General features: G+C 37.6%; 14 protein-coding genes. 13 read left to right on the forward strand and 1 reads right to left on the reverse strand.

Features of this window, described 5'->3' with window-relative positions:
- The first annotated feature begins 132 nt into the window (after window positions 1-132).
- The 9 genes from R2S57_RS30545 to R2S57_RS17035 all read left to right on the forward strand — a co-directional run bounded on the left by R2S57_RS30545 (window position 133) and on the right by R2S57_RS17035 (window position 7970).
- Window positions 133-219: a hypothetical protein gene (locus R2S57_RS30545; protein ID WP_410479084.1), complete on the forward strand. Its 87-nt coding sequence runs from the start codon at window positions 133-135 to the stop codon at window positions 217-219.
- Between the two features lie 26 nt (window positions 220-245).
- Window positions 246-464 (forward strand): hypothetical protein, encoded by a 219-nt coding sequence (locus R2S57_RS17000; protein ID WP_316846144.1) that lies wholly within the window; start codon window positions 246-248, stop codon window positions 462-464.
- 206 nt (window positions 465-670) lie between these two features.
- Window positions 671-1648: a DUF4271 domain-containing protein gene (locus R2S57_RS17005; protein WP_316846145.1), complete on the forward strand. Its 978-nt coding sequence runs from the start codon at window positions 671-673 to the stop codon at window positions 1646-1648.
- A 14-nt stretch (window positions 1649-1662) separates the two neighbouring features.
- Window positions 1663-2433: a uroporphyrinogen-III synthase gene (locus R2S57_RS17010; protein WP_316846146.1), complete on the forward strand. Its 771-nt coding sequence runs from the start codon at window positions 1663-1665 to the stop codon at window positions 2431-2433.
- Between the two features lie 224 nt (window positions 2434-2657).
- Window positions 2658-3983 carry an SUMF1/EgtB/PvdO family nonheme iron enzyme gene (locus tag R2S57_RS17015; RefSeq protein ID WP_316846147.1) on the forward strand — a complete coding sequence of 442 codons (1326 nt, stop codon included), beginning with the start codon at window positions 2658-2660 and terminating at the stop codon, window positions 3981-3983.
- Window positions 3984-4024: 41 nt separating this feature from the next.
- Complete coding sequence (gene gldL / locus R2S57_RS17020; protein ID WP_316846148.1) at window positions 4025-4831, forward strand: gliding motility protein GldL; 807 nt, start codon at window positions 4025-4027, stop codon at window positions 4829-4831.
- Between the two features lie 40 nt (window positions 4832-4871).
- The gene (gene gldM, locus R2S57_RS17025) at window positions 4872-6404 is read left to right on the forward strand and encodes a gliding motility protein GldM (RefSeq protein WP_316846149.1); all 1533 of its coding nucleotides are present in this window, start codon (window positions 4872-4874) and stop codon (window positions 6402-6404) included.
- Window positions 6405-6411: 7 nt separating this feature from the next.
- A complete protein-coding gene (gldN, locus tag R2S57_RS17030) occupies window positions 6412-7323 on the forward strand; it encodes a gliding motility protein GldN (RefSeq protein WP_316846150.1) in 912 nt (303 codons plus the stop codon).
- Between the two features lie 200 nt (window positions 7324-7523).
- The gene (locus R2S57_RS17035) at window positions 7524-7970 is read left to right on the forward strand and encodes a VOC family protein (RefSeq protein WP_316846151.1); all 447 of its coding nucleotides are present in this window, start codon (window positions 7524-7526) and stop codon (window positions 7968-7970) included.
- 5 nt (window positions 7971-7975) lie between these two features.
- Here the strand turns inward: R2S57_RS17035 and R2S57_RS17040 are convergent, their stop codons facing one another.
- Window positions 7976-8335 carry a DUF4180 domain-containing protein gene (locus R2S57_RS17040; RefSeq protein WP_316846152.1) on the reverse strand — a complete coding sequence of 120 codons (360 nt, stop codon included), beginning with the start codon at window positions 8333-8335 and terminating at the stop codon, window positions 7976-7978.
- 224 nt (window positions 8336-8559) lie between these two features.
- On the opposite strand from R2S57_RS17040, the gene typA reads away from it, so the two are divergent.
- The 4 genes from typA to R2S57_RS17060 all read left to right on the forward strand — a co-directional run bounded on the left by typA (window position 8560) and on the right by R2S57_RS17060 (window position 13186).
- Complete coding sequence (gene typA / locus R2S57_RS17045) at window positions 8560-10365, forward strand: translational GTPase TypA (protein ID WP_316846153.1); 1806 nt, start codon at window positions 8560-8562, stop codon at window positions 10363-10365.
- A 535-nt stretch (window positions 10366-10900) separates the two neighbouring features.
- Entirely contained in the window at window positions 10901-11461 is a 561-nt protein-coding gene (locus R2S57_RS17050) for a Crp/Fnr family transcriptional regulator (protein ID WP_316846154.1), read from the forward strand.
- Between the two features lie 62 nt (window positions 11462-11523).
- Window positions 11524-12102, forward strand: a complete 579-nt coding sequence (locus R2S57_RS17055; RefSeq protein WP_316846155.1) for an NAD(P)H-dependent oxidoreductase — start codon at window positions 11524-11526, stop codon at window positions 12100-12102.
- A 157-nt stretch (window positions 12103-12259) separates the two neighbouring features.
- On the forward strand, window positions 12260-13186 hold the full coding sequence (locus R2S57_RS17060; RefSeq protein WP_410479083.1) for a lysophospholipid acyltransferase family protein: 927 nt from the start codon (window positions 12260-12262) through the stop codon (window positions 13184-13186).
- The last annotated feature ends 66 nt before the right edge of the window (window positions 13187-13252 follow it).

Genomic DNA, 13252 nt, shown 5'->3' on the forward strand with positions numbered 1-13252 from the left:
TTTACTTATGAGTAAAAATCACTAATGCTTCAGTAGCTGAATGGTAAACTTTTAAGTTTTTCAATTTTAAGCCGTATTGCAGCTCCGCCAGATGGGTGGATTAAAGCAATCCGTATTACACTTGGTATGTCTATGCAACAATTGGCAAAAAAACTTTCCATCAGCAGGCAAGGTGTTCTAGAGATAGAAAAAGGGAGAAAGATGGTTCCATCACAATAAAATCATTACGTGAATTGGCGAGGGTTATGAATATGGAGCTGGTTTATGGTTTTGTACCTAAAGCTGGTTCTCTAGACGCCATGATCGAGGAAAAAGCAAATGAACTGGCGACAAAAATTGTGCTTAGAACATCAAACACAATGAAATTGGAAGATCAGGAAAATTTTAAGGAAAGGGTTGAGAAAGCCATAAATGAAAGAACCGAAGAACTTAAAAAGGAAATGCCTAAAATTTTATGGGATTAGATTTAGTTTATATTGATGGGCAAACCCCTTTGGATGAGAAAGAAAAAGAAAGTTTGCTCATTGGTAGTTACGAAGCACTTCTTTTATTTGCCAGATCTTAAGCAAAATCTAGAGAGAAGATTTAACACATCTTAAATCCATTTATTTTCTTTAGGTAAACCATGATTATTCAATTACTTTTGCATCCTTAAGTTTTGATTTACAGCATGCCGAAATTCATTTTCCTTTTGTTCGCATTTTTATGGTCGGCTAATTTTATAGCTGCACAAGAAATTCCTGTTCAAACGGATAGTGTTGCTGTTAATCAATACCAGTATAGAAGGTATCGCCCGGATTCGGCAACATTGGCGAGGCAGAAATTTTCGACAGATTCTATTGTTCATCACACCTGGGTGCTGCCAGATAGTTTAATCAACAAAAATGCGCTTCTAGATACTATTGAAAAAGAATATCTTTCCCCCAAGCTGGATCTGTTGGCCTGGCAAAAGAAATACCAGCATTTAAAGAAAAAAGTGAATCCCTATCAGCTTGGTACCAAAATACCCAAAGGAAATGTAGGTTTATTGGGATTTATTTTTGGCATGCTCATCATCTTTGCCATCTTAAAAAATGCATTTTCGAAACAATTATCTGCTATTGTTCAATCATTCTTTAGCAATAGGATCTTAAACAATATCAATAAAGAAGATAATCTTTTTAGTTCCTGGCCATTTTTACTGCTTTTTGTGCAGTTCGGTTTCGTTTTCGGCATGTTTTTTTTCCTTGTGGCACAATGGAATGATATGTATCAGGCAAAGGACGGATTTAAGTTTTTCTTCAGCATCTCCATCACCATCATTGCTTTTTACGCACTGAAATTAATCCTTTTGCGCTTTTTGGGTTACCTGTTTAATGTTCAAAAACCGGTAGGCGAATATATATCCATATTGTACCTCAGTTACTTTAATGCATCGTTGTTATTTATCCCTCTGGTTGTTGCTTTTGCACTATCCCCACTTAAATATGGATTGGTATATATCGTGTTGGCGTTCTTATTGTTAGGCATAATTTTTGCGTTTCAATTGTTGAGGGCAGGAATTACAATACTTTCTAATAATAAGTTTTCTAGAATGCATTTAATTTTGTACTTTTGCGCCCTCGAAATATGTCCTATCCTAATACTAATTAAAACGATAGGGCTGTAGCAGGAAAAAGGAAAATGCAAGAAAAGAACGACTCTAGAATCCGCAAAGTAAAAAGTATTTTGGTTACTTTACCAAAGCCTGAAACAGAAAAATCTCCTTACTACGATTTGGCTAAAAAACACAACCTAAAAGTTGATTTCAGGTCTTTTATTCACGTTGAAGGTGTACCCGCAAGAGACTTTAGGAAAGATAAAATTAATTTGGCCGATTTTACGGCAGTTATTTTTACCAGTCGTAATGCAGCAGATCATTTCTTTAGAATCTGTGAAGAAATGCGTTATGACGTACCGGCAGAATTAAAATATTTCTGTCTTTCTGAAACTATTGCATTATATCTTCAGAAATACATTCAATATAGAAAGCGTAAAATCTTTTTTGGTAAACAAACTGCAGCAGATTTAGCTGAAGTATTGAAAAAGCATGCAAATGAGAAATTTTTGTACCCTTGTTCTGATATGGCTACAGAAGACACCATGAAGTTTCTAGAGAAAAGTGGTTATGATTTTACCCCTGCTGTTTTATTTAAAACTGTAGTGAGCGATTTATCTGACCTAGCTGAAGTTTTTTATGATGTAATTGCATTTTTTAGCCCGTCTAGCATTCAGTCTTTGTTTAAGAATTTTCCTGATTTTAAGCAAAATAATACACGGATTGCAGCTTTCGGAACAAACACCAGTAAGGCCTGTACAGACATGGATCTTATCGTGGATATTGCTGCACCAACCCCAGGTGTGCCGTCGATGACCATGGCAATTGAGAATTATATTAAAATATCTAATAAATAATACATTCTATAATTTACTTTAAGTCAGTACAATAAAAGCGTAACTTAACTGTTATTAAGAGAGTTACGCTTATTATAGACAAAACCAGAGGTTGTTGAAGGATTGTTAACGCAATTTTAATGGCCTTTGGGTGATGATTTAATGTAAAATATTTGCTTTTGTTGATAATTTCAGTGATTTTTGATAAAATTGCTCCTAACCGTGCTTTGCACACTGTAAAAAATATGAAGAAAATCTACCTTCTAGCTATTGTAGGTATAACTGTAATGCTAGCAAGCTGTGGTCATGGAGGCCAAGGCGAGCTGGTTGGTGCTTATAACCGAAAATTTAAAAACGATAGAATTCCTCTAGGAATGGTTTATGTTCCACCCGGGCATACTGTACTTGGGGGAGCGGATGAGGATATTACATTTTCTCAGAATTTGCCAGGTAGAATGACCACTATCAGTGCATTTTTCATGGATCAGACCGAAATCTCTAATGCGGAATACCGCCAGTTTACCAATTGGGTTCGCGATTCGATTGCCATTGTAATGATGGGCAACCCACAGCAGTTTATGATTACGCCGAGGGGTAATGCTGCCGCTGCAGTTGGTGGAGATAAATACATCGACTGGAGAAGAGTTGGGCCAAACGGAGCAAATATCTGGCGCAACAAAGGTAGGGGGGCAGCTGCTGCTCAAGCGAGTCAGTTAGATGGTATGTACTATTCGGGCTTAGATGCGCTTCCAGGTAAAAAAGAACTTGATGTGCGCAAATTCGAATATGCTTACGCCGAATTAAACATGGAAAAAGCAGCTATGGGCCATAAGGACCCGAATGCTAAACGTCAGGATTATATCGACCGTTATAACGTTGCCATTTATCCTGATACAATGGTGTGGAAAACAGATTATTCTTACTCACAAAACGATCCTATGGTTCGTGGTTATTACAATCACCCTTCTTATGATGATTATCCTGTAGTTGGTGTAAGCTGGGAACAGGCAAAAGCTTTTTCTCATTGGAGAACCAGATTATATGATGGTGTTGCTACCGCCAGGAAACTGCCTGCCGGATCGAGATCAGACTATAGATTGCCTGCTGAAACGGAATTTGAATATGCTGCAAGAGGTGGTAATACCAAAACCAAATATCCCTGGGGCGGCCCGTACATCAGAAATACCAAAGGATGTTTACAAGCCAACTTTAAACCAGGTCGTGGTGATTATTCAAGCGATGGCGGTATCTATACTGTTGGGGTAAGATCTTATTTCCCTAACGACTATGGATTGTACAATATGGCAGGAAATGTTTCCGAATGGACATTAACGGCATACAATAAAGGCGCTAGCCCACTGTTGCACGATCTGAATCCCAACTTCACTTACGATGCTGGTGCAAACGATAGCAAATACAAAAAGCGTAAAGTTGTAAAAGGTGGTTCGTGGAAAGATACTGGCTATTTTCTACAAAATGCAGTGGCTACATACGAATATCAAGATACCCAAAGATCATATATCGGTTTCAGATGTGTTTCATCTTATCCTGGCACCGATTTAAGAAATTAAACCAAACAAAACTACAAACTAAAGAAAAACATTAAAATTTTATGGCAGCAAAGAAACAACCAGGCTGGTTACACGTAGCGATTTCATGGGGAGCAAGTATTGTAATTATCGGAGCATTATTTAAAATTCTGCACATTGGCGGAATTGTAGGTAACTATATGATCGGGCTTGGTCTAGGAGTGGAAGCGTTTTTATTCTTTTTAACCGGATTTTTCCCGCCAGAGCCAGAACCAGCATGGGAGAGAGTTTATCCTGAACTAAGAACAGATTTTAAAGGCGAATTGCCAACAGCATCAGCCAGACCAGTTGTGGCCGCAGGATCTTCAAACACAGTAGCTTTAGATAAAATGTTATCAGATGCTAAAATCGGCCCTGAATTGATCGAAAGCTTAGGAACTGGTTTACGTACGTTTGGTGATAAAGTAGCAACAATTTCTAACGTAGCAGATGCGTCTACCGCAACCAATGAGTTTACCGGTAAAATTAAAACTGCATCAGCAGGTTTCGATAATCTGAGCGCATCTTTTGATAAAGCCACTGCTAATTTGAAAGCAATGGGCGAGAGCAGTGTCGATTCTCAGGCTTACCACGATCAGGTGAACAATCTGGCTAAAAATTTATCAGCTTTAAATGCAGTATATGAATTGGAATTACAAGATTCGAGTGCACATTTAAAATCGATGAATAAGTTTTATTCAAACTTATCTTTAACCATGCAGAACTTTAACGAATCGATGGAAGATTCGAAACAGTTTAAAGAAGAAGTGAATAAATTGGCTAAAAACTTGTCATCGCTTAATGCAATTTATGGCAATATGCTATCGGCTATGAACGGCCCACGTGTATAATTTGTTTAGTTTTTAATTTTAAAGGAAAGCTACATCAAACATGGCAGGCGGAAAAGAAACAACAAGGCAGCGGATGATCAATATCATGTATTTGGTATTGTTGGCTATGCTCGCCTTAAACGTATCAGATACCATTTTAGATGCATTCAAAAATATCAACGATAGTTTGGATACGTCTAAAAACAACGTAAATACAAGTATAAACCAGTTATTTTCTGCCTTCGAAAACTCGAAGTTAAAAGAAGAACCAGCACGTGCACAGCCCATTTATGAAAAGGCACAGAAAGCTAAGGCTACCGCAGATGAATTAAATAACTACATCGAAAGTATTAAAAAACAGTTTACTCAGGCTGGTGACGGAATTGATCCTGAAACGGGTGATTTGGTAAACAGGTCTAATCAGGATATTGCTCAAAATATCATGATTAACCAAAAGAAAGCGGATGAATTAAAGATAAAGATTAACGCCACTCGCGAAAAATTAATCTCTTTATTAGATCCTGCAGACAGGGCGAATGTATCATTCTCTCTGGAGGCTAAAGATCCTGAAAGAAAAAGAAAAGGAAACTGGCAGGAAACTTACTTCGGTGAGGGAACGCCATTAACCGCTGCAATGACTATTTTAACCAAACTGCAAACAGATACAAAAAATGCTGAAGCAGAGGTAGTTAAAAAATTATTCGGAAATATGGATAAGGCTCAGGTTAATCTGGATCAGTTTGCGGCAGTTGCAGTAGCACCTACGTCTTACGTAATTCAAGGTCAGCCTTATACTGCTGAAGTATTTTTAACAGCCAGCGATTCGAGATCAACTCCTGATATTACTGTTAACGGAAATAAATTATCGGTTAAAGAGGGTAAAGGAACTTACACGGGTGGTACGGGTAGTGTTGGTCAGTTTACCTGGGTGGGTACAATACGCGTTCGTCAAACCGACGGACAGGTAAAAGAATACAAAACCCAACCGCAAACTTATCAGGTTGCAAAACCATCAGCATCTGTTTCTTCAACAAAACTGAATGTAATTTATGCAGGTATTCCTAATCCATTTACCGTTTCGGCAGCAGGTTTTCCACTAGAAAGTGTTCGTGCATCCATCTCTGGAGGTTCGATGACCGGTGGCAACGGAAACTTTAATGTAAACGTTCCAGGTAGCATGGTTGGTTCAGAAGTATCAATCAATGTGTCGGCAAGTAATGCAGGTAAAACCGTTAGTTTAGGCTCACAAAAATTCAGGGTTAAAGGTATTCCGGCACCAGTAGCTAAGGTAGGTGGACGCGCAGGGGGTGATGTGGCTTCGGTACAATTGAAAAGTGAAACCGAAATTGAAGCGGATCTGGATGATTTCCCTTTTGACGTTAAGTTTAAGATATTACGATATAAATTGACTGTTATTAAACCGCGTTCTGATGCTGTTACCATTCCGGGTAGTGGTGGAAGTTTCGCTGGTGCGGTTAAAGGTGCTATAAACTCAATTACTCCTGGAACCCGGGTGTTCTTTGAAGATATCGTTTCTGTAGGCCCAGATGGCCGTCAGAAAATTTTACCTTCATTAGCGTTTAGTGTAAAATAAGAAGAAGATGAAAAGGATTTTAAGTATTGCTATTTTAGTTTTGTTAACCTCGTTTGCTTTTGCACAAAAAAAGCCAACTAAGTTAGCACCAAAGAAAGCTGCACCAGTAGTTGCTGCTCCTGCAGTAGATACGGTGAAAGCGCCTGTTAAAACAGCTAAAAAGAAGCTAAAAGTACCACCTAAGGATGGCTTCTATGCCCGTAAGGACATCGACAGTACTGAAATGGTTCCTTTAGCTGATGTGAGAGAAGAAGATGTTTTTTACGCAAAACGGATATGGAGGGAAATTGATTTACGCGATACTGTTAATTCGGCGCTAAAATCACCGAAATCGAGACTAATCGACGTATTAATCGCGGCAATTAAAAAAGACGAACTCACCGCATATTCACCAATTGATAGTGCGTTAAACGAAGATGATGCCTTTCTTAATCCAATGTCTGCAGATTCGGCCGCTAAATCGGCTTTAGGAACAGCAGAGGTGTCTAACAACAAAACAGGAACAGTTACTACTGTTGTTAATGATTTTAATCCAGAACTGTTCTTGAAATTCAGGATTAAAGAAGATTGGATTTTTGATACCAAACGCTCTATTTTTGAACCACGTATTGTAGGTATTGCACCATTAAAATACAATGAAGTTTCTAAACAATGGCAACCTGTATTTTGGGTATATTATCCGGAAGCAAGGGAGATTTTAACGAAAAAGCGTTTAGTCAACACCAATAATGATGCTTCTTCATTAAGTTTTGATGATTTCTTTATCCGCCGTTTATTTAGCAGCTATATCGTTAAAGAATCGAATCCCGGAGATAACAAAATCAGAGATATTATTTCAAACCCTAAAGAGAGACTGTACGAATCAGAAAGGATTAAAAAATCTGTTCTCGATTACGAACAGGGACTTTGGGAATACTAAAATTATTTAAAAGGCTTCGATGAAAATCGGAGCCTTTTTTGGTAGTAGCAATATGTGTTGTTCTTTTTGGTCGGATTATTTATACCTAGTACCGCATCGGTACTTTTGGTAATGCGTTTGGTTTTGAATATCGATTTTATTGATGACGGTATCGAAAAACATGATTTTTTGCGGCTACAACTTGTCCCTACCTTCACCATATGATAAAAGGACTTTTTGAAACACATATTTATGTTGAAGATTTAGCAAGATCGATCGATTTTTACAGCAATATTTTGAGCTTAACCCAGTGCCATTACGATGCAGAGCGTAAAATTGCATTTTTCTGGATAGGCAAACCAAAAGAAGCCATGCTTGGGATTTGGGAAAAACCAAAAGCGGAAATCGATGTCCGGCATTTTGCCTTTAGTTGTGATGTTGAAGATGTACTGAACAAATCAGTTAACTTTCTCGAATCTAAAAACCTAAAACCATATAATTTTCTTAATAATGGAAATCAAGAACCAATGGTTTTTGCCTGGATGCCTGCCCTGGCCATCTATTTTAACGATCCCGATGGACATGCATTGGAATTTATAGCGATTTTAGATGGTGAAGCAAAGCCCGAGCTGGGCGTAATTTCTTATGATGATTGGTCAAGCTTATAAATTGTTCAATGGGCAAGCCTTATCAATGCTTCAGCTGTCGAACTCAAAAAATTAATGTGTTTACCCTTATTGCTTTCGTAAATAAAATCTTTAATGCTTTTGCTCTGGTATGGGCTAAAATCACCAATAATAGCCAGGCCTACCCGATAATTTGAAAACTTCTGGAGAATTTCTCCGGCTATTCCATTTTTCAGGTCAAAGAATGCAGGAGTAATGTTCTGTTCGTGTATGATGATTTTATCAAAACCCTGATAATACAGGTTTCCCAATAAGTCTAGCCCATCTTCTGCATGGTTGATAATGACCTCGTCTGAAATGGTTTCTGCGATTTGGATATTGTTTATGGTATGCGGTTCAATTTTCATTGTTTTACTCTGATAAGGATACATGTTAGTTGTAGCTAAATTAAGCATAATATTTTTTGAGGAAATATCCTGTAAAAATCACTTAAAAAAATAAAGAGATGAAGGCCTGCCATTCTGTTTAAAAATGAGATAATTACAACATTATCATCATATTAAATAGTGCGAGATATAGTAGAAAATCCATTTCTAAACACTATCTTTGCGCCAAATTTGAGGCGCATTTTATGCAAAAGATTAGAAATATAGCTATTATAGCACACGTTGACCACGGCAAAACTACTTTGGTTGATAAGATTTTACATTCTTGTTCTATTTTTCGTGACAACGAACAAACAGGAGATTTGATATTGGACAATAACGATTTAGAGCGCGAGCGTGGTATCACGATTGTATCTAAAAACGTATCGGTTCAGTACAAAGACGTAAAAATTAACATTATTGACACTCCTGGTCACGCGGATTTTGGCGGTGAGGTAGAACGTGTTCTGAAAATGGCAGATGGTGTACTTTTACTTTGCGATGCTTTTGAAGGTGCAATGCCTCAAACGCGTTTCGTAACGCAAAAGGCTTTAGCCCTTGGTTTAAAACCGATTGTGGTGGTAAATAAAGTGGATAAAGAAAACTGTCGCCCTGAAGAGGTTTATGAGCAGATTTTCGAATTGTTCTTTAATCTTGAAGCAACTGAAGAGCAATTGGATTTCCCGGTAATTTACGGTTCATCTAAACAAGGATGGATGAGCACCGACTGGAAAGTACCAACTACTGATATTTTCGCTCTATTAGATGCGGTTGTGGCTAACATTCCACCTGCACCAATTAACGATGGTACATTACAGATGCAGATCACCTCGTTAGATTATTCATCTTTCGTAGGTCGTATTGCTATCGGTCGTGTTCACCGTGGTACAATTAAAGAAAACCAACCGGTAACTTTAATCAAACGCGATGGTAAAATCGTAAAATCAAGAGTAAAAGAACTGTATACCTTCGAAGGTTTAGGAAAGATCCGTACCACAGAAGTAAGCTCAGGTGATATTTGTGCTGTTGTAGGTATTGATGGTTTCGATATTGGTGATACCATCTCTGATTTTGATGCTCCAGAACAATTGCCAGTGATCAGCATTGATGAGCCAACAATGAACATGTTGTTCACCATCAATAACTCTCCATTTTTCGGTAAAGAAGGTAAATTAGTAACCTCTCAACGTATAAAAGAACGTTTATACAAAGAGATGGAGAAAAACTTAGCTTTAAAGGTTGTAGAAACCCCATCTCCAGATTCATGGTTGGTTTACGGTCGTGGTATTCTCCATTTATCGGTATTGATCGAAACGATGCGTCGTGAAGGTTATGAAATTCAGGTTGGTCAGCCACAGGTTATCGTTAAAGAAATCGACGGTAAAAAATGTGAGCCAATTGAGACTTTAATTGTTGATGTTCCTGGAGAAGTTTCCGGTAAAGTAATTGAATTGGTAACTCAACGTAAAGGTGAGTTGTTGATTATGGAACCAAAAGGTGATTTACAGCATTTAGAATTCGAAATTCCATCTCGTGGTATTATCGGTTTGCGAAACAACGTATTAACTGCTACTGCTGGTGAAGCGATTATGGCACACCGTTTCAAAGCTTACGAGCCTTGGAAAGGTACCATCCCTGGTCGTTCAAACGGTGTATTGGTTTCTATGGAGAAAGGTCAAACTACAGCTTATTCAATCGATAAGTTACAAGATAGAGGTCGTTTCTTTGTGGATCCGGGAACTGATGTTTACGAAGGTCAGATTATGGGTGAGCACATCCGTGATAATGATTTAGTAGTGAATATTGTTAAAGGTAAAGCATTAACGAACATGCGTGCTTCTGGTACAGATGATAACGCCCGTATTGCTCCTGCAATTAAATTCTCTTTAGAGGAGGCTATGGAATACATTCAGGCTGATGAATATATCGAGGTTACACCTGCAAGCATGCGTTTACGTAAAATCTTCTTAACAGAACAAGAACGTAAAGTTAAAGGAAAGCAATTCGCTTAACTCTATCCCTAAATCCCCTAAAGGGGACTTAAAATAAATACTAAGTGAAGCCTCGATGTAAATCGGGGCTTTTTTGCGTTTAGATTGTTTGAGTTGACAACTTTAATAGTAACAGGCCTTGAAAGTTGTCAACTCTTAAAATCATAATCTGATGAAATAATAAAAGTTCTCCAACATTAGTTAGATGTGTTATGACACTAAAAAAATGATAAGGAAAGCAATTTGAAGACCTTTTTTAAAGTCAGTCCTTCTTTTCGCTAAATCCCCGATGAAGAATCGGGGGATACTGCTACAATAAGGTTTAAGATTGTTGGAAATGTGATAGTAGGTCAATATCATTAAGTTAAGCGTTTTTAGCCACAGATGGACACACCTGCCCTGCCGTTCAGGCGGGGATGTATACGATCTTTCTATTTGTGTGCATCCTTTTTATCTGTGGTTAAATTATGTTTGCCTGTGAGTAGGGCTTACCTTAATAACATTTGCTATTAGGTTCCTTCAGTTTTACTTATCTTTCCAAAACAATATGATATCCATGCAAACCTACCTCCAATCCTTTAATATTCTTACACAGGCAGAAATAGAGATCTTTGTGGCGGATGCAAGCCCCAGAAGATTAAAAAAAGGAGAATTCTTTATTACCGAGAATAAGATTTGTAAAGAAGTGGCATTTATAAAATCAGGTATTCTGCGTTCATATTATACTTCGGCTAATGCAGAAGAATATACCTATTGCCTTACCTTTCCAAATCAGTTTATGACGGCTTATTCATCGCTGATTACTGGTAGCCCGACTGCCGAGAATATCCAGGCCATGAGTGATGTAGATTTATTGATCATTAAAAAAGAGGTAATAGATACTTTGGCTGCATCGAGTATAAACGGACTGAAGTTGTTAAAAACCATTGCGGAGCAGCAGTATTTACATTTGGAGAAACGTGTTTTTATGTACCAAAAAGATGCTGCGAAAGCGCGTTATCTAGAGATTTTTAAAAATCACCCCGATTATATCAAGCAAGTTCCGGTAAAGTATCTGGCATCTTTTCTGGGTATTACACCAAGACATTTGAGCAGGCTGCGGAAGGAAATCACTTAAGGACATTTGTCTGCTTCTTAAGCGAAAGTTCCGTGTTAATTTTGTGCTGTAGATAAAAAAACATGAAAAATATTTTAATCATCAATGGTCATCCAAATAAAGATAGCATCAATTTTGCATTGGCCGAAGCCTATTATAATGGGGCTAAAGATTCGGGTACCAATGTTTCATTAATCCATATAACCGATTTAACATTTAACCCCAACCTGGCTTTCGGTTATCGCCAAAGGACGGAATTAGAACCGGACTTGCTATCAAGTTTGGAGAAAATCAAAGCTGCAGATCATTTGGTTTGGATTCACCCAGTATGGTGGGGTGGCATGCCGGCTATAATGAAAGGTTTTATCGACCGCTTATTTCTTCCCGGCATTACCTTTCAGTACCGTGAAAATAGCGTTTGGTGGGATAAGTTATTAAAAGGAAAAACAGCGCGTATTATTACCACTTTAGATCAGCCATCCTGGTATTATAGGCTGTTCTTTGGCCGCCCGAGCGTTAATCAGTTAAAGAAAAGTGTATTGCAATTCTGCGGGGTAAATCCTGTTAAAGTTAGCTACATCGGAATTGTAAAAAAATCAACTGAAAATCAACGTTTAAAATGGATTGATGATGTATATAAAATGGGTAGGCTCTTAAAGTAACTGGCTTTTGATCAGTTTATTGTTAATCAAAAGCGTAGTTTTTTGTCATCAATTTTTCATAAAACCTATAGGAATAAAAAAGTAACAATCAAATGGCAATTAATTTTAGTTACACTTGTAGTTTTGTGTTTTAAAAGCAAACAAATCATCCATCGCCATGATTAATAAAGGGTTATCCAAAATGGGTATATTTTTATTAAATACGCTCTCTCTGTTACCGCTATTTATATTATACGGAGTGGCGGATGCTTTTTTTGTATTGATATTTTATGTTTTTGGCTACCGTAGAAAAGTGGTAAAGGAAAACCTTATTAATGCATTCCCAGAGAAAAATCCTGCTGAAATTTATGCTATAGAGAAACGTTTTTACAAATTTTTGGCTTCCCTTTTTATCGAAGTGATTAAGATGAAAAGTATTTCTAAGCAAGAACTGAATAAAAGGGTTAAGTTTAAAAACACCGATCTGGTTGAAGCTTATCTTAAAAATAATGAAAGTGTACTTTTCTGTTCGTCACATTATGGCAACTATGAGTGGGTATGTATGGCCATTGGCTTAAATTTTTCGGGTGAACATTTTCCAATTTATAAACCTTTGAGTAGCGAAGCGTTTGATAACTGGTTTCTGGATATGAGAAGTAGGTTTGGTAATCACATGGTTGCTATGCGCCAAACTTTAAGGGCCATACAATCCAATAAAAATATACCAACGATGTTTACTTTTGGAAGCGATCAGGCGCCCGGAAAAGAGGAATCGAATTATTGGACCACTTTTTTAAACCAGGAATCTTCTATTCAGTTAGGGGTTGAGAAAATTGCCAGAAAGACCAACCGTCCTGTTTTTTATCTCAAAATAAATTACTTAAAAAGAGGTTATTACGAAGTCGATTGTGTACCGATCTGCTTAAACCCTGCGGAAACTGCTGAGTTTGAAATTACCGAAATGCATACGCACTTTTTGGAAGATATGATAAAAGAAGCGCCAGCTTATTGGTTATGGAGCCACCGCAGGTGGAAATATAAACCAGAGCCAAAGGTTTCAGCAATCATCAAAAAAGATGAGAATATGACGGATGCAATGGCTTAGCATGCAGGCTTATTAAATTTCTGTTTGAGTATTTTGAATTCCTAAATATTTTATCTTTGTTGGCAC

The organism is Pedobacter psychrodurus, assembly GCF_032678585.1.
Lineage (GTDB): Bacteria > Bacteroidota > Bacteroidia > Sphingobacteriales > Sphingobacteriaceae > Pedobacter > Pedobacter psychrodurus_A.